Annotated in this window: 24 protein-coding genes; 16 read left to right on the top strand and 8 right to left on the bottom strand. The window is 68.5% G+C overall.

Annotation, left to right across the window (positions count from 1 at the left end; translation table 11 throughout):
* Positions 1 to 38 precede the first annotated feature (38 nt).
* From I7X18_RS11975 to I7X18_RS12010, 8 genes are all read left to right on the top strand, one after another.
* The gene (locus I7X18_RS11975) at positions 39 to 869 is read left to right on the top strand and encodes an undecaprenyl-diphosphate phosphatase (RefSeq protein ID WP_193047604.1); all 831 of its coding nucleotides are present in this window, start codon (positions 39 to 41) and stop codon (positions 867 to 869) included.
* Positions 866 to 1,579 carry a histidine phosphatase family protein gene (locus I7X18_RS11980; protein ID WP_193047417.1) on the top strand — a complete coding sequence of 238 codons (714 nt, stop codon included), beginning with the start codon at positions 866 to 868 and terminating at the stop codon, positions 1,577 to 1,579. Before I7X18_RS11975 ends, I7X18_RS11980 begins: the two co-directional genes overlap by 4 nt.
* A 28-nt stretch (positions 1,580 to 1,607) precedes the next feature.
* A complete protein-coding gene (locus I7X18_RS11985) occupies positions 1,608 to 2,198 on the top strand; it encodes an Rv2134c family protein (protein WP_193047418.1) in 591 nt (196 codons plus the stop codon).
* The gene (locus I7X18_RS11990; protein ID WP_226864071.1) at positions 2,182 to 3,042 is read left to right on the top strand and encodes an Rv2133c family protein; all 861 of its coding nucleotides are present in this window, start codon (positions 2,182 to 2,184) and stop codon (positions 3,040 to 3,042) included. The genes I7X18_RS11985 and I7X18_RS11990 overlap by 17 nt, the downstream gene beginning before the upstream one ends.
* Positions 3,042 to 3,800, top strand: coding sequence for a 3'(2'),5'-bisphosphate nucleotidase CysQ (locus tag I7X18_RS11995; protein ID WP_193047606.1), 759 nt, complete (start codon positions 3,042 to 3,044; stop codon positions 3,798 to 3,800). Before I7X18_RS11990 ends, I7X18_RS11995 begins: the two co-directional genes overlap by 1 nt.
* An 82-nt stretch (positions 3,801 to 3,882) precedes the next feature.
* On the top strand, positions 3,883 to 5,142 hold the full coding sequence (gene mshC, locus I7X18_RS12000) for a cysteine--1-D-myo-inosityl 2-amino-2-deoxy-alpha-D-glucopyranoside ligase (RefSeq protein ID WP_193047419.1): 1,260 nt from the start codon (positions 3,883 to 3,885) through the stop codon (positions 5,140 to 5,142).
* A 9-nt stretch (positions 5,143 to 5,151) separates the two neighbouring features.
* Complete coding sequence (locus I7X18_RS12005; RefSeq protein WP_193047420.1) at positions 5,152 to 6,027, top strand: SDR family oxidoreductase; 876 nt, start codon at positions 5,152 to 5,154, stop codon at positions 6,025 to 6,027.
* A complete protein-coding gene (locus tag I7X18_RS12010) occupies positions 6,024 to 7,460 on the top strand; it encodes a DUF1254 domain-containing protein (protein ID WP_193047421.1) in 1,437 nt (478 codons plus the stop codon). Before I7X18_RS12005 ends, I7X18_RS12010 begins: the two co-directional genes overlap by 4 nt.
* Before the next feature lie 14 nt (positions 7,461 to 7,474).
* Here I7X18_RS12010 and I7X18_RS12015 read toward each other — a convergent pair whose 3' ends face one another.
* Positions 7,475 to 8,365: a PAC2 family protein gene (locus I7X18_RS12015; RefSeq protein WP_193047422.1), complete on the bottom strand. Its 891-nt coding sequence runs from the start codon at positions 8,363 to 8,365 to the stop codon at positions 7,475 to 7,477.
* Positions 8,366 to 8,824: 459 nt separating this feature from the next.
* On the opposite strand from I7X18_RS12015, the gene metH reads away from it, so the two are divergent.
* The 7 genes from metH to I7X18_RS12050 all read left to right on the top strand — a co-directional run bounded on the left by metH (position 8,825) and on the right by I7X18_RS12050 (position 18,013).
* Positions 8,825 to 12,499, top strand: a complete 3,675-nt coding sequence (gene metH, locus I7X18_RS12020) for a methionine synthase (protein ID WP_264296010.1) — start codon at positions 8,825 to 8,827, stop codon at positions 12,497 to 12,499.
* Between the two features lie 99 nt (positions 12,500 to 12,598).
* A complete protein-coding gene (locus tag I7X18_RS12025) occupies positions 12,599 to 13,285 on the top strand; it encodes an HAD family hydrolase (protein WP_193047607.1) in 687 nt (228 codons plus the stop codon).
* A 112-nt stretch (positions 13,286 to 13,397) separates the two neighbouring features.
* Positions 13,398 to 14,879 (top strand): sugar porter family MFS transporter, encoded by a 1,482-nt coding sequence (locus tag I7X18_RS12030; RefSeq protein WP_193047424.1) that lies wholly within the window; start codon positions 13,398 to 13,400, stop codon positions 14,877 to 14,879.
* Positions 14,880 to 14,933: 54 nt separating this feature from the next.
* On the top strand, positions 14,934 to 15,215 hold the full coding sequence (locus I7X18_RS12035) for a phosphoribosyl-ATP diphosphatase (protein WP_059161664.1): 282 nt from the start codon (positions 14,934 to 14,936) through the stop codon (positions 15,213 to 15,215).
* 5 nt (positions 15,216 to 15,220) lie between these two features.
* A complete protein-coding gene (hisG, locus tag I7X18_RS12040; protein ID WP_193047425.1) occupies positions 15,221 to 16,072 on the top strand; it encodes an ATP phosphoribosyltransferase in 852 nt (283 codons plus the stop codon).
* A 77-nt stretch (positions 16,073 to 16,149) separates the two neighbouring features.
* A complete protein-coding gene (locus I7X18_RS12045) occupies positions 16,150 to 16,632 on the top strand; it encodes a DUF4126 family protein (RefSeq protein ID WP_193047426.1) in 483 nt (160 codons plus the stop codon).
* 1 nt (position 16,633) lies between these two features.
* Positions 16,634 to 18,013: an FAD-containing oxidoreductase gene (locus I7X18_RS12050; protein WP_193047427.1), complete on the top strand. Its 1,380-nt coding sequence runs from the start codon at positions 16,634 to 16,636 to the stop codon at positions 18,011 to 18,013.
* Here the strand turns inward: I7X18_RS12050 and I7X18_RS12055 are convergent.
* The 4 genes from I7X18_RS12055 to I7X18_RS12070 are packed head-to-tail and all read right to left on the bottom strand — an operon-like array spanning position 17,964 to position 19,813.
* Positions 17,964 to 18,611 carry a flavodoxin family protein gene (locus I7X18_RS12055; protein ID WP_193047428.1) on the bottom strand — a complete coding sequence of 216 codons (648 nt, stop codon included), beginning with the start codon at positions 18,609 to 18,611 and terminating at the stop codon, positions 17,964 to 17,966. The two genes, I7X18_RS12050 and I7X18_RS12055, sit on opposite strands and share 50 nt — an antisense overlap.
* Entirely contained in the window at positions 18,604 to 19,074 is a 471-nt protein-coding gene (locus I7X18_RS12060) for an SRPBCC family protein (protein WP_193047429.1), read from the bottom strand. Before I7X18_RS12060 ends, I7X18_RS12055 begins: the two co-directional genes overlap by 8 nt.
* Positions 19,071 to 19,388: an ArsR/SmtB family transcription factor gene (locus tag I7X18_RS12065; protein ID WP_193047430.1), complete on the bottom strand. Its 318-nt coding sequence runs from the start codon at positions 19,386 to 19,388 to the stop codon at positions 19,071 to 19,073. The genes I7X18_RS12060 and I7X18_RS12065 overlap by 4 nt, the downstream gene beginning before the upstream one ends.
* A gap of 47 nt (positions 19,389 to 19,435) precedes the next feature.
* Positions 19,436 to 19,813: a VOC family protein gene (locus tag I7X18_RS12070; RefSeq protein WP_193047431.1), complete on the bottom strand. Its 378-nt coding sequence runs from the start codon at positions 19,811 to 19,813 to the stop codon at positions 19,436 to 19,438.
* A 71-nt stretch (positions 19,814 to 19,884) separates the two neighbouring features.
* Here I7X18_RS12070 and I7X18_RS12075 point away from each other — a divergent pair, with 71 nt between their 5' ends.
* Positions 19,885 to 20,637 carry a TetR/AcrR family transcriptional regulator C-terminal domain-containing protein gene (locus I7X18_RS12075; protein WP_193047432.1) on the top strand — a complete coding sequence of 251 codons (753 nt, stop codon included), beginning with the start codon at positions 19,885 to 19,887 and terminating at the stop codon, positions 20,635 to 20,637.
* Here I7X18_RS12075 and I7X18_RS12080 read toward each other — a convergent pair.
* Genes I7X18_RS12080 through I7X18_RS12090 form a run of 3 tightly spaced genes read right to left on the bottom strand, consistent with a single transcriptional unit; the run spans position 20,579 to position 22,706 of the window.
* A complete protein-coding gene (locus I7X18_RS12080) occupies positions 20,579 to 21,085 on the bottom strand; it encodes a DinB family protein (RefSeq protein WP_193047433.1) in 507 nt (168 codons plus the stop codon). The two genes, I7X18_RS12075 and I7X18_RS12080, sit on opposite strands and share 59 nt — an antisense overlap.
* Positions 21,082 to 21,876: a thioesterase family protein gene (locus I7X18_RS12085; RefSeq protein ID WP_193047434.1), complete on the bottom strand. Its 795-nt coding sequence runs from the start codon at positions 21,874 to 21,876 to the stop codon at positions 21,082 to 21,084. The genes I7X18_RS12080 and I7X18_RS12085 overlap by 4 nt, the downstream gene beginning before the upstream one ends.
* On the bottom strand, positions 21,873 to 22,706 hold the full coding sequence (locus I7X18_RS12090; protein WP_193047435.1) for a RecB family exonuclease: 834 nt from the start codon (positions 22,704 to 22,706) through the stop codon (positions 21,873 to 21,875). The genes I7X18_RS12085 and I7X18_RS12090 overlap by 4 nt, the downstream gene beginning before the upstream one ends.
* Positions 22,707 to 22,733: the final 27 nt, after the last annotated feature.

Genomic DNA, 22,733 nt, shown 5'->3' on the forward strand with positions numbered 1-22,733 from the left:
GCCACGGTACGGTCTTCGTCGTGATCGACGCACCGGCCATGTCGTGGTTGCAGGTCATCGTCCTCGCCGTCGTGCAGGGCCTCACCGAATTCCTGCCGGTGTCGTCATCCGGGCATCTCGCGATCGTGTCGCGGGTGTTCTTCGACGACGACGCGGGCGCGTCGTTCACCGCCGTCACCCAGCTGGGCACCGAAGTGGCCGTACTGGTCTATTTCGCCCGGGACATCGCCCGTATCGTGACGGCCTGGTTCCGCGGACTGCGTCGACCCGAACACCGCGACGCCGACTACCGGCTGGGCTGGTATGTGATCATCGGCACGCTTCCGATCGCCGTGATCGGTCTGCTCCTCAAGGACGAGATCCGCACCGCCGCCCGCAACCTGTGGGCCATCGCGATCGCGCTGATCGTGTTCTCCGCCGTCATCGCCGCCGCCGAGTACTTCGGCAGGCAGGTCCGCCACGTCGAACAACTCACCTGGCGCGACGGTGTGATCGTCGGCTTCACGCAGTGTCTGGCGCTGCTGCCGGGGGTGTCGCGGTCGGGGGCGACGATCAGCGCCGGGCTGTTCCTCGGGCTCGACCGCGAACTGGCCGCTCGATTCGGCTTCCTGCTGGCCATCCCTGCGGTGTTCGCCTCCGGCCTGTTCTCGCTGCCGGACGCCTTCGCCCCGGTGGGCGAGGGGATGAGCGCGACCGGTCCGCAGCTGTTGGTGGCGACGGTGATCGCGTTCGTCGTCGGCTTCGCCGCGGTCGCCTGGTTCCTGCGGTTCCTGGTCCGTCATGGCATGTACTGGTTCGTCGGCTATCGGGTGGTGTTGGGTGTGGTGGTGCTGATCTTGTTGTCGACGGGCGTGGTGGCCGCGCAATGACCGTCATCCTGCTGCGGCACGGCCGCTCGACGTCGAATACCGCGCACACCCTCGCCGGCCGCAGCGAGGGAGTCGACCTCGACGAGCGCGGCGCCGAACAGGCCAAGGCCGTGGTCGGCCGGATCGGCGCACTGCCGGTACGGGCGATCGTGCGCTCCCCGCTGCTGCGCTGCGGGCGCACCGTCGAACCGCTGGCCGCCGCGCTCGGCCTGGAACCCGTCGTCGACGAGCGGCTCTCCGAGGTGGACTACGGCGCATGGACCGGCCGCAAGATCGGCGACCTGGTCAAGGAACCGCTGTGGGCGGTGGTGCAGCAGCAACCCAGCGCGGCGGTGTTCCCCGACGGCGAAGGCCTTGCGCAGGTGCAGGCCCGCGCCGTGGCCGCGGTCCGCGAACACGACCGGCGGCTGGCCGAGGAGCACGGTGGCGACACGCTGTGGCTGGCGTGCAGCCACGGTGACGTGATCAAGGCCGTGCTGGCCGATGCGCTCGGCACCCATCTGGACAGCTTCCAGCGCATCACCGCCGATCCGGCGTCGATGAGTGTGATCCGTTACACCACGCTGCGGCCGTTCGTCGTGCACGTCAACCACACCGGCGCCGAGCTGGCCACCGGGTTGATGGCCAAACCCGCACCGGCCGACGGGCAACAGGACGGTTCGGACGAGGTGCCGCCGGAGGACGCGGTGGTCGGCGGTTCCACCGGCTGACACGCCACCCGGTATTTTGGAAGGTGCCATGGCCCGAGCAATTCACGTCTTCCGTACGCCCGACCGCTTCGTGGCCGGGACCGTCGGGCAACCCGGAAACCGGACGTTCTATCTGCAGGCCGTGCACGACAAGCGTGTGGTGTCGGTGATCCTGGAGAAACAGCAGGTGGCCGTGCTGGCCGAGCGGATCGCCGCGCTGCTGCAGGAGATCAACCGGCGGTTCGGCACGCCCATCCCGCCCGACACCGGCGAGGTCGACGACCTCAGCCCGCTCGTGACACCGGTCGACGCGGAATTCCGCGTCGGGACCATGGGGCTCGGGTGGGACTCCGAGGCGCAGACGATCGTCGTGGAACTGCTCGCGGTGTCCGACACCGAATTCGACGCCTCGGTGGTGCTCGACGATGCCGAGGACGGACCGGACGCGGTGCGGGTGTTCCTCACCCCCGAATCGGCACGCCAGTTTGCGACCCGGTCCAACCGCGTCATCTCCGCAGGCCGCCCGCCCTGCCCGCTGTGCGACGAACCCCTCGACCCGGAGGGGCACATCTGCGTGCGCACCAACGGCTATCGGCGCGGCGCGCTGGCCGGAACCGACGACGATGACGCCGACACCTGAGGGCGGCGCACCCGACGGCGCACCTGACGGCACGGTGATGCGATGCGGCGAACTGACCGTCATCGGCCGGATCCGCTCGGCGAGCAACGCCACCTTCCTGTGTGAGGCGCACCAAGACGATGCGCTGATCCACTGCGTGTACAAGCCCGTTGCCGGTGAGGCGCCGCTGTGGGACTTCCCGGACGGCACGCTGGCCGGCCGCGAGTACGGCGCCTTTCTCGTATCGGCGGCACTGGGCTGGAACATCGTGCCCGACACCGTCATTCGGGACGGACCCGCCGGTCCGGGAATGGTGCAGCGGTGGGTCGACCAGCCGGGGGACACCGCGGACGTTGACACTGCAGGCGACGACGAACCCACCACCGGCCTGGATCTTGTGGACCTGCTGCCCGCCGGCCGGATCCCGCCCGGCTATCTGCCGATCCTGCAGGCCTACGACTACGCCGGCGAGGAAGTCACGCTGGTGCACGCCGACGACGTCCGCCTGCGCCGGATGGCCGTGTTCGACGTGCTGATCAACAACGCCGACCGCAAAGGCGGCCACATCCTCGCCGGCCTCGACGGCCGCGTGTACGGCGTCGACCACGGCGTGAGCCTGCACGCTGAGGACAAGCTGCGCACAGTGCTGTGGGGGTGGGCGGGCAAACCGGTCGACGACGAAACCCTCGAGGTGGTGGGGCGACTCGGCGACGAGTTGCGCGGCGGGGAGCTCGCCGACCGGCTGCGGCCCCACATCACCGCCCGCGAGATCACCGCGCTCCGCGCGAGAGTCGTTGAACTGCTTGATGATCCGGTGATGCCGACGCCGGACCGGCGGCGTCCGATCCCGTGGCCGGCATTCTGATGCACACAGATGCCGAGCTGGCCGCCGCGGTGGCCGCTGAAGCCGGTGAGATGTTGGTCGCGCTGCGTGAGGAGTACGACTGGTACCACCCCTACGACCTCGGGGATGCCGGCGACAAACGCGCCAACGTGCTCATCCTCGACCGGCTGCGCGAACACCGGCCACACGACGCGGTGCTCAGCGAGGAGGCCGTCGACGATCCGGCCCGGGTCGACGCCGACCGGGTGTGGATCGTCGACCCCGTCGACGGCACCCGCGAGTACTCGCTGCCGCCCCGTTCGGACTGGGCCGTGCACATCGCGTTGTGGCAGCGCGACGCCGGAGGGCTCACCGACGCCGCCGTGGCGCTGCCCGCCCGCGGCGAGGTGTACCGCACCGACACCGTGACACCGCCCGCTCCGCGCGCCGCCGGGCCGATCCGCATCACCGCGAGCGCCACCCGCCCGCCCGCGGTGCTGTGGTGGATGCGCGACCGCCTGGACATCGAGATGGTCCGCATCGGTTCGGCCGGCGCGAAGGCGATGGCCGTCGTGCGCGGCGAGGTCGACGCCTACATCCACGCGGGGGGCCAGTGGGAGTGGGATTCGGCCGCCCCTGCCGCGGTGGTGCGGGCCGCCGGCCTGCACGCATCCCGTCTCGACGGGTCCCCGCTGGTGTACAACCGGCGCGATCCGTACCTTCCCGACCTGCTGATGTGCCGCACCGAACTGGTCGACGTGCTGCTGGGCGCGATCCATTCGGCATATCGGGGGGAATGAAAGTGTCGGCGTCGTTGTCGCATAGCGGGAGACTGCGCACCAGCAGGAGGCTGCCCTGATCGAACACCCTAGAGTCGACGCCATGCAATCGTGGTCCGCGCCGGACGTCCCGGTACTGCCGGGCCGGGGTCCGCAACTGCGGCTCTACGACAGCGCCGACCGCCAGGTGCGGCCGGTGTCGGCGGGCGAGACGGCCACCATGTACGTCTGCGGCATCACCCCGTATGACGCCACCCACCTCGGGCACGCCGCCACCTACCTGACGTTCGACCTGGTGCACCGGGTGTGGCTGGATGCCGGCCACCGGGTCCATTACGTGCAGAACGTCACCGACGTCGACGATCCGCTGTTCGAGCGCGCCGCCCGCGACGGGATCGACTGGCGCGATCTGGGCGCTCGCGAGACCCAGCTGTTCCGTGAGGACATGGCCGCGCTGCGCGTGCTGCCCCCGCAGGACTACGTGGCCGCCACCGACGCGATCGCCGAGGTGATCGAACTGGTGGAGAAGATGCTGGCCTCCGGCGCCGCCTACGTCGTCGACCCGGTTGGACCTGAAGCCGAGTTCCCCGACGTGTACTACCGCGCCGACGCAACCGCCCAGTTCGGCTACGAGTCGAACTACGACCACGCCACGATGCTGCGCCTGTTCGCCGAACGGGGTGGCGACCCGGACCGGGCCGGTAAGGCCGACCGACTCGACGCCCTGCTGTGGCGGGCGGAGCGCCCCGGCGAGCCGAGCTGGCCGTCGCCGTTCGGTCCCGGCAGACCCGGCTGGCACGTGGAGTGCGCGGCCATCGCGCTCAGCCGGATCGGCACCGGACTGGACATCCAGGGTGGTGGCAGCGACCTGATCTTCCCGCACCACGAGTTCTCGGCGGCGCACGCCGAATCGGTCACGGGGGAGCGGCGATTCGCCCGGCACTACGTGCACGCCGGCATGATCGGCTGGGACGGGCACAAGATGAGCAAGAGCCGGGGCAACCTGGTGCTGGTGTCTCGGCTGAGGGCCGACGGTGTCGACCCGTCGGCGATCCGCCTCGGATTGCTGGCCGGCCACTACCGGGCCGACCGGTTCTGGAGCGACGACGTGCTCGCCGATGCGCACACCCGGCTGGACCGGTGGCGGCGCGCCGCAGCATTGCCCGCGGGCCCGGACGCGACCGACCTGCTCGCGCGGGTGCGCACCTACCTCGCCGACGATCTGGACACCCCGAAAGCGCTTGCCGCGCTGGACGCCTGGTGTGACGAAGCTCTCGAGGACGGCGATCACGACACTGCGGCGCCACGAATCGTGGCGACCGCCGTGGACGCGTTGCTCGGCGTGGCACTCGCAGTGGAGTAGCTTCCACGCATGACTTCGGTACGCGGCAAGGTCGTGTTCATCACCGGTGGGGCGCGGGGGGTCGGTGAAGAACTGGCCCGGCGGCTGCACGCCAAGGGCGCCAACCTGGTGCTCACCGACCTCGACGAGGGCCCGCTGGCGACGCTGGCCGCCGACCTCGGTGACGATCGGGTGCTGACGGTGGTCGCCGACGTGTGCGACCTCGCCACCATGGCGTCCGCCGCCGAGCAGGCCGTGGCGCGGTTCGGCGGGGTCGACATCGTGATCGCCAACGCCGGGATCGCCAGCTACGGGTCGATTCTGGTGGTGGACCCGGATGCCTTCCGGCGGGTGCTCGACGTCAACATCGTCGGGGTGTTCAACACCGTGCGTGCCACGCTGCCGTCGGTGATCGATCGCAAGGGCTACGTGCTGGTGGTGTCGTCGCTGGCCGCGTTCGCCGCCGCACCGGGGATGGCGCCGTACGACGCGTCGAAGGCCGGGGTCGAGCACTTCGCCAATGCGCTGCGCCTCGAGGTCGCCCACCATGGTGTGACCGTCGGCTGTGCGCACATGTCGTGGATCGACACGCCGCTCGTGCAGGACACCAAGGCCGATCTGCCGAGTTTCCGCACCATGCTGGATTCGCTGCCCGGGCCGCTGAGCAAGACCACCTCGGTGGACAAGTGCGGCGAGGCGTTCGTCAAGGGCATCGAACGCCGTAAGGAGCGCATCTATTGTCCGTGGTGGGTCGGGGTGATCCGCTGGGGCAAGCCGGTGCTGACGACCCGGCTGGGTCAGGCGTCGGTGCTGAAGACCGCGCCGAAGGTGCTGCCGCAGATGGACGCCGAGGTCACCGCGCTGAAGCGGTCGTTGGGCGCGCGCACGCACGGACTGAAGAAGTGATCCGGCGGCTGGCCGCCCTGGCGGCGATCGCGATGCTGGCCGGTTGTGCCCAGGGCGGTGACACGGACGCCCCGCAGTCCACTGCCGAAACCCCGCCGCCGGCGGCGGTCACCCCCGAGCAGGCCCGCGCGATCGCGAAGGAGGCCTATGTCTACGGCTTCCCGATCGTCGACAACTACCGGGTGCAGTACGCCTACTACGTGGACAAGCAGGATCCGGAGTACAAGGGCGGCTGGAACGAGATCCACAGCACCGCAAGGGTTTACACACCGGAGGACACGGCGGTACAGACGCCGAACTCCGATACCCCGTATTCGATGCTCGGCGCCGACCTGCGGGCCGAACCGCTGGTGCTGACCGTCCCGCCGATCGAGCAGGACCGCTACTACTCGCTGCAGTTCATCAACGGCTACACCAACAACATCGCCTACGTCGGCAGCCGCACCACCGGCAACGGCGGCGGGAAATACCTGCTGGCCGGCCCCGGCTGGCAGGGCGACAAACCTGATGGCATCGACGAGGTCATCCGGTCGGAGACCGACCTCGGTGGGGTGATCTACCGGACACAGCTGTTCGGGCCGTCGGACATCGAGAGCGTCAAACGGATCCAGGCCGGCTACCAGGTGGCGCCGCTGTCGGTGTACCTCAACGCCCCGCCGCCGCCGGGCGCGCCGCCGATCGACTTCGTCCCGCCGCTCACCCCCGAGCAGCAGGTGAATTCGCCGCAGTTCTTCGAGATCCTCAACTTCGCGCTGCGTACCGCACCGGTCCTGCCCGACGAGCGGGATATGCGCAACCGGTTCGCGAGTATCGGCATCGGCCCCGACGGGGGCTTCGACGCCGACACCCTCACCCCGGAGATGCGCACGGCCGTCGAGGAGGGGATGGCCGACGCGTGGGCCGAGTTCAACACGTTCAAGAAGAACGAGGTCGAGACCGGCAAGGTCGGCTCGGCGCAGTTCTTCGGCACCGCCGAGGACTTGAAGGGCAACTACCTGTACCGCATGGCGGGGGCGGTGCTCGGCATCTATGGCAACACCGCCGCGGAGGCGCTCTACCCGGGCCTGACCAACGATTCCACCGGCCAGCCGCTCACCGGAGCCAACAACTACACCGTCCGCTTCGCGCCGGGGCAGCTGCCGCCGGTCAACGCGTTCTGGTCGCTGACGATGTACGAGATGCCGGCCAGCCAGTTGGTGCCCAACCCGATGCAGCGCTACCTCATCAACTCGCCGATGCTGCCGAGCCTCGTCCCCGATCCCGACGGTGGCTACACGTTCTACGTCCAGAACGCCTCGCCGGGTATCGACAAGGAGTCCAACTGGCTGCCGGCGCCGAAGGGCCCGTTCCAGATGGTGCTGCGGCTGTACTGGCCGAAACCCGACGCGCTCAACGGGACATGGAAGGCGCCGCAGGCGGTGAAGGCCGGCTGATCCGACCGCCGGGGTCAGCCCCGGAAACCCGGCCCGCGCCGGCGCAGATACCGCTCGAATTCGGCGGCCAGCGCGTCGCCGTCGATCTTGCCCAGCACCTCGGTCATGTCGACCTCGGCGTCGCCGCGCTGTTCGAGGGAGGCCACGTATTCGGCGATCTCTTCATCCTCGGCGGTCATCTCGGTGACCGCCTCCTCCCACTCCTCGGCTTGGGTCGGCAGATCGGCCAGCGGCACCTCGATGTCGAGCACATCCTCGACCCGGCGCAGCAGCGCGACGGTCGCCTTGGGGTTCGGCGGCTGCGACACGTAATGCGGCACCGCCGCCCAGAACGTCACCGCTGGGATGCCGGCCTGCACGCAGGCGTCCTGGAAGACCCCCGCGATCCCGGTGGGGCCCTCGTAGCGGGTCTCCTCCAGACCGAAGAACTTCGCGGATTCGGGGGAGTAGGCCGACCCGGAGACCGGCACCGGGCGGGTGTGCGGTGTGTCGGCGAGTAGCGCGCCCAGGATGACGACGGTCTGCACGTTGAGCTTGTCGGCGATGTTGAGCAGTTCCGCGCAGAACGTGCGCCAGCGCATGTTGGGCTCGACGCCGTGCATCAGCACGATGTCGCGGTCGGCGCCGGGCGGGCGGCAGTGCGAGATCCGCATCGACGGCCACACCAGCTCTCGGGTCACCCCGTCGATCTGGCGGATCACCGGCCGGTTGACCTGGTAGTCGTAGTACGACTCGTCGTCGATCTCGGCGATCGTCTCGGCCTCCCAGATCGCGTCCAGATGCTCGAGCGCGTCACTGGCCGCGTCACCGGCGTCGTTCCACCCCTCGAACGCCGCGACGACGATGGCGTCCCGCAATGGCGGCAGGTCAGGTCCCTTCGGTGGGCCGAAGTCCGATGGGGTCACCACGCCAGCCTAAAGCCTGCGAGGCATGCGTGAGCCCCATCGACCCACGCGGCGGTTCGCGGGTATCGACTACCCTCGCCCTCGAAGTCGGCGCCGACGTCGTCGAGACGAAATACGTTTGGCGGCAATTTCGTTAGCTCTGTTGACTATGTCGTTGCCGATAAGATCGTGGAGCTGTCGCTCAACGGCGACCAACTGGGCGTCCAGACGTCGATCAGGTGTCGACGTAGACTTTCCTGGTCGAGAGGCGTTGCAACGGTTACTCAGGGGGCCTGGATCCCCACTCGGTATCCGCCACGCTCGGCAGAGTCAAGGACGCCTTCCGCTACGGAAGGAGCGCACGTGACTGCCATTGACTCGAACACCGTTGACTCCGACACCTATGACTCCGACGCCTTTGAGCCGAACATCCGTCCCGACTGCACCGACGAACTGACGGCTGCTCTGCGCCAGCGGATCATGGTGATCGACGGCGCGATGGGCACAGCGATCCAGCGGGACCGGCCGGACGAGGATGGTTACCGCGGCGACCGGTTCAGGGAGTGGCCGACCGCGCTGCAGGGCAACAACGACCTGCTCACGCTCACGCAGCCCCAGATCATCGAGGGGATCCACCGCGAGTACCTCCAGGCGGGCGCGGACATCCTGGAGACCAACACGTTCAATGCGAACGCGATATCGCTCTCCGATTACGACATGCATGAGCTGGCCTACGAGCTGAACTACGCCGGCGCCGCGTTGGCCCGAAAGGCCGCCGACGAGTTCAGCACCCCCGAGAAGCCGCGCTACGTCGCCGGCGCCATCGGGCCGACGACGCGGACCGCGTCGATATCACCGGACGTCAACGATCCCGGCGCCCGCAACGTCTCCTACGACCAGCTCGTCGCCGCCTACCTCGAAGCCGCCAACGGCCTGGTCGACGGCGGTGCCGATCTGCTCATCATCGAGACGATCTTCGACTCGCTGAACGCCAAGGCGGCGGTGTTCGCCATCGAGACGCTGTTCGAGGAGCGCGGCCGCCGCTGGCCGCTGATCATCTCGGGAACCATCACCGATGCGTCCGGGCGGACGTTGTCCGGTCAGGTCACCGAAGCGTTCTGGAACGCGATCAGGCACGCGAAGCCGCTCGCGGTCGGGCTCAACTGCGCCCTCGGCGCGCCGGAGATGAGGCCCTACATCGCCGAGGTGGCGCGGATTGCCGACACGTTCGTGTCCTGCTACCCGAATGCCGGGCTGCCCAACGCGTTCGGAGAGTACGACGAGTCCCCGGAGCGTCAGGCCGGCTACATCGCAGACTTCGCCGAGGCCGGCCTGGTCAACCTGGTCGGTGGTTGCTGCGGAACGACGCCGGAGCACATCGCCGAGATCGCCAGGGTCGTCGAGGGTAAGCCGCAGCGTGAGCTGCCGGAGATCCCGGTCGCCACCCGGCTTTCGGGCCTCGAGCCGCTCAACATCACCGACGACTCGCTGTTCGTCAACATCGGCGAGCGCACCAATATCACCGGGTCCGCACGGTTCCGCAACCTGATCAAGGCCGAGGACTACGACACCGCCCTGTCGGTCGCCCTGCAGCAGGTCGAGGTCGGTGCCCAAGTCATCGACATCAACATGGACGAGGGCATGATCGACGGCGTCGCCGCGATGGACCGGTTCACCAAGCTGATCGCGGCCGAGCCGGACATCAGCCGCGTCCCGGTGATGATCGACTCCTCGAAGTGGGAGGTCATCGAGGCGGGCCTGAAGAACGTGCAGGGCAAGCCGATCGTCAACTCGATCTCCATGAAGGAGGGCGAGGAGAAGTTCATCCGCGAAGCCCGGCTGTGCCGCAAGTACGGCGCTGCCGTCGTCGTGATGGCCTTCGACGAGCAGGGTCAGGCCGACAACCTCGAGCGCCGCAAGGAGATCTGCGGGCGCGCCTACCGGATCCTGACCGAAGAGGTCGGCTTCCCGCCTGAGGACATCATCTTCGACCCGAACTGCTTCGCGCTGGCGACCGGAATCGAGGAGCACGCGACGTACGGGATCGACTTCATCGAGGCCTGCGCCTGGATCAAGGAGAACCTGCCCGGGGTGCACATCTCCGGCGGCATCTCGAACGTGTCGTTCTCGTTCCGCGGCAACAACCCCGTCCGCGAGGCCATCCACGCGGTGTTCCTCTACCACGCCATCAAGGCCGGCCTGGACATGGGCATCGTCAACGCGGGCTCGCTGGTGCCGTATGACTCGATCGACCCCGAGCTGCGCGACCGCATCGAGGACGTCGTGCTGAACCGTCGCGAGGACGCGGCCGAACGGCTGCTGGAGATCGCCGAACGGTTCAACAAGTCGGAGAAAACGGAGGACCCCAAGGCAGCCGAGTGGCGATCTCTCCCGGTCCGCGAGCGGATCACGCACGCCCTGGTGAAGGGCATCGACGCCAACGTCGAGACCGACACCGAGGAACTGCGGGCCGAGATCGAGGGCGCAGGTGGTCGCCCGATCGAGGTGATCGAGGGCCCGCTGATGGACGGCATGAACGTCGTCGGTGACCTCTTCGGTGCGGGCAAGATGTTCCTTCCCCAGGTCGTGAAGTCGGCCCGGGTGATGAAGAAGGCCGTGGCCTATCTGCTGCCGTTCATCGAGGCGGAGAAGGAAGCGTCCGGCGCTGCAGCCGGGAAAGACACCAACGGCACGATCATCATGGCCACCGTCAAGGGCGACGTGCACGACATCGGCAAGAACATCGTCGGGGTCGTCCTGCAGTGCAACAACTTCGAAGTGATCGACCTCGGTGTGATGGTGCCCGCCCAGAAGATCCTCGACGCGGCGAAGGAGCACGACGCCGACATCATCGGGCTGTCCGGCCTGATCACGCCCTCCCTGGACGAGATGGTCAACTTCGCCGTCGAGATGGAGCGCCAAGGGCTGGACATCCCGCTGCTGATCGGTGGCGCGACCACGTCGCGCGCCCACACCGCCGTGAAGGTGTCGCCGCGTCGTAGCGGTCCGGTGGTCTGGGTCAAGGACGCTTCCCGCTCGGTGCCGGTCGCTGCTGCGCTGCTGGACGACAAGCAGCGGCCTGCGCTGCTGGAGGCCACCGAGAAGGATTACGCGTCGCTTCGCGAACGGCATGCTCAGAAGAACGAGCGGCCGATGCTGACGCTGGAGAAGGCTCGGGCGAACCGGACGCCGATCGAATGGGACGGCTACACGCCGCCGGTGCCCGCCCAGGGTCTCGGCGTGCGCGAGTTCCTCGACTACGACATCGCCGAGCTCCGCGAGTACATCGACTGGCAGCCGTTCTTCAACGCCTGGGAGATGAAGGGCCGCTTCCCCGACATCCTCAACAACCCGGTCTCGGGCGAGACGGCCCGCAAGCTGTACGACGACGCCCAGGAGATGCTCGACACCCTGATCAAGGAGAAGTGGCTGACGGCCAACGGCGTCATCGGATTCTTCCCGGCGAACGCGGTCGGCTCGGGTTTTGAAGAAGACATCGAGGTCTACACCGACGAGACCCGCACCGAGGTGCTCACCACGCTGCACAACCTGCGTCAGCAGGGCGAGCACCGCGACGGCATCCCCAACCGGAGCCTCGGCGACTTCATCGCCCCCAAAGAAACGGGTCTCCGGGACTACGTCGGCGCATTCGCCGTCACTGCGGGCCTCGGCAGTAGCGACAAGATCGCGGAGTTCAAGGCAGACAACGACGACTACAGCGCGATCCTGCTGGAGTCGCTCGCCGACCGGCTGGCCGAGGCGTTCGCCGAACGGATGCACCAGCGGGTCCGCAAGGAGTTCTGGGGATTCCAGCCTGACGAGCAGTTGGACAACGAGGCGCTCATCGGTGAGAAGTACGTGGGAATCCGCCCAGCCCCCGGTTACCCTGCCTGCCCGGAGCACACCGAGAAGGCGACGCTCTGGGAGCTGATGGACGTCCAGGAGCGCACCGGCATCGAGCTGACGGAGTCGATGGCGATGTGGCCCGGTGCTGCCGTCAGCGGGTGGTACTTCTCGCACCCGCAGTCGCAGTACTTCGTGGTCGGCCGGATCGCCCAGGACCAGGTCGCCGACTACGCCAAGCGCAAGGGCTGGACCCTGAAGGAAGCCGAGCGCTGGCTCGCCCCCAACCTCGGCTACAACCCGGAGGACTGAACCCTTGATCGCCACGAACGTGAAGTCCTGCACGAAAGTTCGGCAGAAACTCGAACACATGCTCACGTTCGGCGGGGGGCTGCGCCCATGAGGGAGGGGCTGTGCGCCGTCCTCTTTGATATGGACGGGACGCTCGTCGATTCCGAGAAGCTGTGGGACGTCTCGCTTGCCGCGCTCTACGACCGGCTGGGCGGCGTGATCACCGACGAGCTGCGCACCGCTCTGGTCGGCAGCTCGGCGGAGAACACCATCAAGACGATCTTCGCCGATCTCGGTCTCGACCCCGATCCCGTCGCGATGGCCGAAGCCGACCGCTGGTTGCACGACCACACCGGCGAACTGTTCGCCCACCACGGCCTTCCGTGGTGCGACGGAGCCCGCGAGCTGCTCGACGCCCTTGCGGGCGAAGCGGTTCCGATGGCGCTGGTCACCAACACCCAGCGCGCGCTCACCGAACAGGCACTCGACAGCATCGGCCGCCACTACTTCTCGGTGACCGTCTGTGGCGACGAGGTGCCCAACGGTAAGCCGGCCGCCGACCCCTACCTGCGGGCCGCCGAGCTGCTCGGCCTCGACCCGGCCCACTGCATGGCGGTGGAGGACTCGGTCACCGGCACGCTGGCTGCCGAGCTGGCCGGGTGCCCCGTGCTCGTGGTGCCCAACGACGTGGTCGTCCCGCCGAGCCCGCGCCGCCGGCACGTCGAGTCGCTGAGTCTTCTCGCCGTCGACGATCTGCGGGCGATTCACGCCGAGGTCGACCTCGCCTCAGGTCGACGCACCGCCTGATCGGCCCGCGCGGTTTCGCCGCGTCCGCTTCCGGGAACCCGCGTCTTTCCGGCCGGATCAGTGCTTGAATGTGATTCCGGTCACGCGACGATGCAGCGGGAGAGGACGTTCGATGGCTGGTCACGGAGGGGCGCCGGTAGGTGGCGATCTGCCGGTCGGGGATGGGCAGTTCGCCTCCGGAAAGACTGCAGTCCGAATCGCCTCGGTGGCCGCTCTCGGCGGCCTCCTGTTCGGCTACGACAGCGCGGTGATCAACGGCGCCGTCGACTCCATCCAGGAGGACTTCGGCATCGGCAACGCGTCGCTGGGATTCGCTGTCGCGTCGGCGCTGCTGGGCGCCGCCGCCGGAGCCATGACCGCGGGCCGTATCGCCGACCGGATCGGTCGCATCGCGGTGATGAAGATCGCGGCGGTGCTGTTCCTGATCAGTGCGTTCGGCACCGGTTTCGCCCACGAGGTGTGGACAGTGGTGCTCTTCCGGATCGTCGGCGGTATCGGCGTCGGCGTCGCTTCGGTGATCGCGCCGGCCTACATCGCCGAGACATCGCCGCCGAGCATCCGCGGACGGCTGGGCTCCCTGCAACAGCTGGCCATTGTGTCCGGCATCTTCCTGTCGTTCGTGGTGAACTGGCTGCTGCAGTACGCCGCCGGCGGTCCCAACGAGCCGCTGTGGTTCGGCGTCGACGCGTGGCGCTGGATGTTCCTGGCGATGGCGGTGCCCGCCGTCGTGTACGGCGCGTTGGCCTTCACCATCCCGGAATCGCCGCGGTATCTCGTTGCCAGCCACAAGATCCCGGAGGCCCGCAAGGTACTCAGCACGCTGCTCGGGCAGAAGAACCTGGAGATCACCATCAACCGCATCCGGGAGACCCTGGAGCGCGAGGACAAGCCGTCGTGGCGGGATCTGCGCAAACCGACCGGCGGGCTCTTCGGCATCGTCTGGGTGGGTCTCGGGTTGTCGATCTTCCAGCAGTTCGTCGGTATCAACGTGATCTTCTACTACTCCAACGTGCTGTGGCAGGCGGTCGGCTTCAGCGCTGACGAATCGGCGGTCTACACCGTCATCACGTCGGTGATCAATGTGCTGACCACGCTCATCGCGATCGCGCTGATCGACAAGATCGGCCGCAAACCGCTGCTGCTCATCGGTTCCTCGGGGATGGCGGTCACGCTGATCACGATGGCGATCATCTTCGCCAACGCGACGCTCGACGCCGAAGGCAACCCGAGCCTGCCCGGTGCCTCCGGGGTGATCGCACTGATCGCGGCGAACCTGTTCGTGGTGGCGTTCGGTATGTCCTGGGGTCCGGTGGTCTGGGTGCTGCTCGGCGAGATGTTCCCCAACCGCATCCGCGCCGCCGCGCTTGGCCTGGCCGCCGCCGGGCAGTGGGCGGCCAACTGGCTGATCACCGTCACCTTCCCCGGCCTGCGTGAGCACCTCGGCCTGGCCTACGGCTTCTACGGGCTGTGCGCGATCCTGTCGGGTCTGTTCGTCTGGCGGTGGGTGATGGAGACCAAGGGTGTGTCGCTGGAGGACATGCACGGCGAGATCCTCAAGGGCGAGGGCCTGCCAACGGCCGCCAAGGAGGGCTGAGGGCCGTGCCCGCACGGTGTTGATGGCCGTGCCCGCACGGTGCTGAGTCGCGGCGTGGGAGAATCGCAGCCCGTGAAGACCTTCGATGCGTTGTTCGACGAGTTGACCGAACGCGCGCGCACCCGGCCTGAGGGCAGCGGCACCGTGGCGGCCCTCGACGGTGGCGTGCACGGCCTGGGCAAGAAGATCCTCGAGGAGGCCGGCGAGGTGTGGCTGGCCGCCGAACACGAGAGTGACGACGCGCTCGCCGAGGAGATCAGCCAGTTGCTGTACTGGACGCAGGTGCTGATGATCGCCCGCGGCCTGTCGCCCGACGACGTCTACCGCAAGCTGTGAACGGCATGCTGAGAGTCGCCGTGCCGAACAAGGGCACGCTGAGTGAACCGGCCTCGGAGATCCTGTCGGAGGCCGGCTATCGGCGCCGCACCGACACCAAGGACCTCACCGTCGTCGACCCGGCCAACAACGTCGAGTTCTTCTTCCTGCGGCCGAAGGACATTGCGATCTACGTCGGATCGGGCCAGCTCGATCTCGGGATCACCGGACGTGACCTGGCCGCCGAATCGGATGCGCCGGTGCGTGAACGGCTGGCGCTGGGCTTCGGATCCTCGACCTTCCGCTACGCCGCACCCGCCGGACGCGACTGGGCGCCGGAGGATCTCGACGGTAAGCGAATCGCCACCGCCTTCCCGAATCTGGTGCGAAAAGACCTGACCGCCAGGGGGATCGACGCGACCGTCATCCGCCTCGACGGTGCGGTGGAGATCTCGGTGGCCCTCGGTGTCGCCGACGCGATCGCCGATGTGGTCGGCTCGGGCCGCACGCTCGGCCTGCACAACCTCGTCGCCTTCGGTGACTCGCTGTGCGACTCGGAGGCGGTGCTGATCGAGCGCGACGGCGCCGGTGACGAGAATGCCTCCACGCGTGACCAACTGGCCGCCAGGGTGCAGGGCGTCGTCTTCGGCCAGCAGTACCTGATGCTGGATTACGACTGCCCGCGTTACGTGCTGGACCGGGCCACCGAGGTGACGCCGGGACTGGAATCGCCCACCATCGCGCCGCTGGCCGACCCGGACTGGGTCGCGGTCCGTGCGTTGGTGCCACGGCGCGACGTCAACACCATCATGGACGAGCTGGCGGCGATCGGCGCGAAGGCGATCCTCGCCTCGGACATCCGGTTCTGCCGCTTCTGATCTTGTGCGTTATGCACTGTGCGGACCGGGGTTGCGTGCTAGCGTCCGGATGACTTCATCGCCGGCCGGAGGTTCGCATGACGCATGCCCTAGTCCTGCTTCTGGCGCTGCTGATAGGGGTGGTCGCCGGGCTGCGCGCGTTCACCGCACCCGCGGCCGTCGCGTGGGCGGCGATGCTGAACTGGATCGTCCTCGACGGGACGTGGGCGCAGTGGGTGGCCCACCCGGTCACGGTGGGGGTGCTGACCGTCCTGGCCGTCGGCGAACTCGTCACCGACCAGCTACCCAAAACGCCGAGCCGCAAGACACCCATGCAGTTCATCGCCCGGCTGATCTCCGGCGGTTTCGCCGGCGCGGTCATCGGAACCGCCTGGGGGTACACGTTCGGCGGACTGGGAGCCGGTGTGATCGGCGCCGTCCTCGGCACACTGGGTGGATACGAGGCCCGCAAACGTCTGGTCGCAGCCAACGGCGGGCGTGACCTGCCGATCGCACTGCTCGAGGACGGTGTCGCCGTAGCCGGCGGGATCATCATCGCGTGGCTCACTTCGGTGGTATGAGATGTCAAGCGAAGCAACGACTTTCGATGCCATCATCATCGGCGCGGGGCAGGCCGGGCCGCCGCTGGCCGGCCGGTTGACCGAGGCGGGCCAGACCGTCGCCGTCATCGAGCGCAAACTCGTCGGCGGTACCTGCGTGAACTACGGATGCATTCCGACCAAGACATTGGTGGCCAGCGCCCATGCGGCCCACCTGGCCCGGCGGGGTGCCGAATTCGGTGTCGGCACCGGCGATGTGACCGTCGACATGACGAAGGTCAAAGCGCGCAAGGACGAGATCATGCTCGGCGACCGCAACGGCGTCGAATCATGGTTGACGGGGATGGACGGGTGCACGTTCCTGCGGGGCCACGCCCGGTTCGAAGATCCGCACACCGTGCGCGTGGACGATCAGGTGCTCAAGGCCGATCGCATCTTCCTCAACGTCGGCGGCCGGGCGGTGGTGCCCGATCTGCCGGGCCTCGAGGACATCGACTACCTGACCAACGTGGGCATCCTGGACCTCGACACCCTGCCCGAGCATCTGGTGATCGTCGGCGGTAGCTACATCGCACTGGAATTCGCGCAGATGTACCGCCGCTTCGGCGCGCGGGTGACGGTGCTCGAACACGGTCCCCGGCTGACGTCGCGCGAAGACGAGGACGTGTCGGCGGCGATCAAGGACATCCTGGAGGCCGAAGGCATCGACATCGTCGTCAATGCCAGGGACATCCGACTCACCAAGTGTGACAACGGGTTCGAGGTCGTGCCGACAGAGGGCGCAGAACCCATCGCCGGCAGTCACCTGCTCGTCGCGGTGGGTAGGCAACCCAACACCGACGATCTCGGACTCGACGCCGCAGGCGTGCAGACCGACGAGCGCGGCTACATCGTGGTCGACGACCAACTGCGCACCAGCGCCGACCACATCTGGGCGATGGGGGACTGCAACGGCAAGGGGGCGTTCACCCACACCTCCTACAACGATTTCGAGATCGTCGCCGCGAACCTCCTCGACGACGATCCGCGGCGAGTCAGCGACCGGGTCACCACCTACGCGCTCTACGTCGACCCGCCCCTGGGGCGCGCCGGCATGACCGTCGCGCAGGTCCGGGCGTCCGGCCGCAAGGCGCTGGTGGGCAAACGCCCCATGACGCGGGTCGGCCGGGCCGTCGAGAAGGGCGAGACCCAGGGCTTCATGAAGGTCGTCGTGGACGCAGAGACCGAGGAGATCCTCGGAGCGGCGATCCTCGGTGTCGGCGGTGACGAGGTGGTGCACGCGATCCTCGACATCATGACCGCGAAAAAGCCCTACACCGCCATTTCGCGCACCATGCACATCCACCCGACCGTCAGCGAACTGGTGCCGACGATGCTGCAGGACCTGAAACCGCTGACGTGACGGTGCGTCCGGCCGCGAACTGTGCGGCCACGTGGGCGACCCTTTCGCCCAAGTGCCGACAGGTCCGCACGTCGGAGGGATGCACTCCGTCGGGCCCGGTGTCGACGTCGGTCTGCGCCCCCGCGCCCAAGAAGAAGCCGAGTCGGTTGAGGTCGTCCGGACTGCCCGCCGAACTGTTCCAACCCGCGACCAGGCCGAGGCTCACCCAGTGCATGTGGTGCTGCGCGGCGAACACCGCCAGCGACATCAACGTGGCCACCTTGTCGCCGCTCTTGGCGCCGGAGTTCGTGAAGCCGGCAGCCAACTTGTCGCGCCAGGTGCCCTCTTGGCACCGCCGCCCCGTGCGCTCGGCGAACGCCTGGAACGCCGCCGACACGTTGCCCATGTAGGTGGGGCTGCCGAAGACGATGGCGTCGGCGTCGTCGAGTGCGCGCCAGCCGTCGTCGGTGAGGGTGTCGACCGCGAGTGCCACCACCTCCGCCCCGGCGGCGCGCGCCCCGTCGGTGACCGCCTTCGCGAGGACGGTGGTATGACCGAAGCCCGAGTGGTAGGCCACCGCCACGCATACGGGCGAAGCCGTTGAACCGTTGTCAGTCACGCGAATTGCTCCATTCCGGTAGGGGCGCACCGGACAGGTGGGCGCCGAGGCGGTCGAGATAGGCGGCGGTGCCGCCGCGGAAACCGGTGGCGTTGCGGACGCTGAGGCCGCGGTGGGTGAAACGCAGCACGGTGGCGTCGCCCTCGGCGCGCAACTCGTAGCGCACGACCCCGTTCTCGACGATCGGCTGGCGCCATTCATGCTCGAGGACATGCGGCGGATCCCAGACGAGGATGCGCCCGGTCATCTTCTTGCGGTCATCGGGTAGCGGCGGACCGGTGGCGACCATCTCGATGCTGCCGCCTTCGCGGGCGTCGATCGTCGTCGCGCCGAACCATTGCCCGCGCTCGTCCGGATCGGTGATCGCCGACCACACCGCCTCGATCGGGAACGGCAGCCGGCGCTCGAAGGTCAGCACCGCCCGCTCGCCGTCGACGGTGAGGCGGCCTTCGCGCCCGCTCATCGAGACTCCCGCGCGCGGTGGTGCAGGTGCTGCTCGAGGTCGTCGAGGTGTCCGGCCCAGAAGCGGCGGTATCGGTCGATCCATACGCCGATCTCCACGAGCCCGTCGGCGCGCAGTGCGTAGATGCGCCGCTGTGCGTCCGGTCGCACCTCGACCAGTCCCACCTCGCGGAGCACCCGGAGGTGTCGCGAGACCGTCGGTTGGGTCAGCCCGGGCAGTGTCGAGACCAGTTCACCCGCCGTGCGCTCACCGTCGGCCAGCGCATCGATGAGCGCCCGCCGGCTGGGCTCGGCGACAGCTTCGAAAACGTCCATGCCCCGAGTATTCCACTACATCTATATAGATGCAAGCAAATATAACATCACATCCACTGGACGAACTGCACGATGATCCCGTTCGGATCCTCGAACTGGCAGTACCGCTCACCCCACGGTTCGGTCTCGGGTGCGGTGACGACGGGTGCGCCGCCGGCGCGGACGCCCTCGTAGACGGCGTCGACGTCCTCGACGACGAAGACCAGCAGCAGGCCGTCGCCCGCGCTGCCGGCCCGGTGGGCCGGTTTGAACGTCGGCAGCCCCGTGCGCAGATAGACCACATTGGGCCCGCCGCCAGGGTGTTCCAGCGAGACGAACCCGTCGTCCTGCATGGCGGCGGTGTACCCGACATGCTCGGACAAGAAGTCGGCGGAGGCCTGTGGGTCGGGGACGTTGAGCGAGATCGCCGTGGCAGTGACGTTCATGGGAGCCTTTCTCGTATGGTGTACGAGAACTAGTATCCGTACCCTGTACGGAAATGCAAGCGAGGACGCCCATGGATACCGTCGACCTGCTGTGGCGGCACGAGAAGCCCCTGCCGCCGCGCCGCGGCCGCCCACCCAGGTTCACTCCTGACCAGGTCATCGCCGCGGCGATCGCGGTCGCCGACCGGCTCGGCCTGCTGTTCACGCTGCGTGACGTCGCCGACGCGTTGGAGGTGCCGGTGATGACGCTCTACTCCTACGTGCGCAGCCGGGATCAGCTCCTCCAACTCATGGCCGACCAGTGTCGGGCCGAGATGGCGGTCACCGCACCGGCTGGTGACTGGAGAGCCCGGCTGACCGCCGTCGTCGCCGACAATGTGACCCTCTTCGACCAGCACCCCTGGCTGGCCGAGATCGAGTCCGAACGGGCCGTCCTCGGCCCCGGCACGCTGGCCAAGTACGACCGCGAGCTGGGCGCGGTGGACTCGCTGCCGCTCAGCGATGCGGACAAGGACGCTGCCCTGACGCTCGTCCTCGACTTCGCCCGCTCGTGTGCGCGCGCCCTGGCGTACGCCCGGCGGGAACGCGAAGAGGAGTCACCCCGGCAGTGGTGGGAGCGGGAGGGTGCCAGGTTGGCCACGTTCGGGCTCGCCGAACGCTATCCGCTGGCCTCCCGTATCGGCACCGCTGCCGGCGAGGCGGGCGGCGCGGCCCACAACGCCGACGCCGCGTTGGCCTTCGGGTTGGAGGTCCTGCTCAACGGGCTCAGCGCGATGCCGCCCGCAGCAACCGGAGCTGACCGATCTCGGCCGCGTTCTTCGTGAGCTCGACATGCAGCCACAGCACGGTATCGGCCACCGTGCGGCCACTGTCGGCGCCCCACGGGAAGGCCGACGGGCGCTCGAGGTCGTCAACCGTGAGTGCGCCGAGGGTCGCCCGCCAGCGCTGAGCCAGACCGCGGATTCGGGTGACTGCCGCAGCGCCGCCAGGCCAGGTCACGTCCGTGCGGTCGGGCACGTCGTCGCCGTGGAGATGTGCCAGCGTCACCGACCACCACCACGTGACGTGCCACGTCAACCATCCGACAGTGGGCACGGGGATGGGGTCGAGTTCGGCCTCGGACCAGTCGGGCCGCCAGCTGCCGGACCCGTCGGGCCTGACGGTCCACACGAGTTCCGCAGGCTCCCACAGGAAGTCGTCGGCGGTGAGTGCGGACAGGTGCAGCTCGGTCAGCGCCCACGCCAGGTCGAACTGCCCGACGAGTCCCTTCACCGCTGCCGCTGCACGAGCAGTGTCTGGGCGGATGTGCCGACGAACCCGTCACGGTCGAAGATCTCGGCCGTGGTGACGCCGATCCCGTCCGGTCCGATCGACGCTCGGCTGCGCAGACCGAAATCCGACCCTTCGGGGAGCCGGTGCAGGTGCACGACGGTGTCGGTGTTCATGAACATGAACTCCTGCGGGTCGAGCGCGGCGCCGATGCCGTTGGCGGAGTCGACCACCATCGCCAGGCGTTGCAGCGCCGTGGTCGACTCGTTATCGACGAGCGGGACGAGCGGTGTCAGCCAGGCCACCGCGGCGGTGCCGTCGTCGGGTTGGCGGCGCCAGCTCACCGTCTCCAGATATCCGGGCGCACCCTCCCACGCGTGTGCCACGCTGGCCGCATCGCCTTCCACCAGTGGCGGATAGCGATCGGTGACGGCGTCGCCGGTGTCGCTGGGCGCGAGCAGCCACGCGGTCACCCGGGCGACGGCCCGGCGGCTCCCGTCTGGGCGGGCGGCGAGCATCTCGGCGGCCATGAGCGAGATCCGGCTCCCCGGCCGCACCACCTCCGCGCGCACCCACACCGGTGCCACCGGAATCGCGCCGAGGATGTCGAGCGTGAGCCGCCCGACCCGAAGTCCGCGACCCGCCGCGAGGTCCTCGACGGCCTTGGTGAGCAATGCCAACGGCGGGGACCCGTGCTGGATGGTCGGGTCCCAATTACTGCGGGTGTAGGGGGTCGACTCGAACGCCGCGGGGCCGCGGTCGCCGGGCAACCGGTGGTACAGATGTCCGATCACGCGGCCGGCTGCTCCGGCCAGCCCGGGTACGGCGGCGGGGTGCCACCGAATTCGGGGCACAGCGCGCGGTGGCAGCACCAGTCACACAGCCGGGACGGCTTCGGCCGGAAGTCCCCGGTGGCGCCGGCCGCCAGGATCGCCCGCCAGATGGCCGTCAGCGTGCGCTCGAACCGGGTGAGTTCCTCCAGATCGGGGGAGTAGTCGAGGACCTGGCCGTCGGCGAGGTAGAGCAACCGCAGCCGGGTGGGCAGCACTCCGCGCGAGCGGAGCAGCGCCACCGCGTAGAACTTCATCTGGAACAGCGCTTTGGCCTCGGCCATCGCGCGTGCTTCCGGCGGCGCCTTACCGGTCTTGTAGTCGACGACCCGGAGTTCGCCGGTCGGTGCCACATCGATGCGGTCGACGAATCCGCGCAGCAGAGTGCCGTCGTCGAGTTCGACCTCCACGTGCTGTTCGCAGCACTGCGGGTCGAAGCGGGTCGGATCCTCCAGGCGGTAGTAGCCCGACAGCAGGGCGCGGGCCTCACCCAGCAGCGCGTCGCGTACCTCCGGTTCGATGTCGGCGGCCGCCTCCGGACGTTCGGCGATCACCCGCTCCCAGGCCGGCGTGACCAGCGTCAGCGCCGTCTCGGGGCCGCGGTCCACGGCGGGCAGCGCATAGAGCTGTTCCAGTGCGGCGTGCACCACCGACCCGCGCAACTGCGCGGTGGACTGCGGCTCCGGTAATCGGTCGATCGCGCGGAACCGGTACAGCAGCGGGCACTGTTTGAAGTCACTGGCCCGCGACGGCGACAGCGCGGGGCGCCGGACCGGCGCGGGCTGTTCGCTCATACTCTGCAGCCTAGGACGGGCCCCCGA

Origin of the sequence: Mycolicibacterium baixiangningiae, assembly GCF_016313185.1 — a bacterium.
GTDB lineage: Bacteria > Actinomycetota > Actinomycetes > Mycobacteriales > Mycobacteriaceae > Mycobacterium > Mycobacterium baixiangningiae.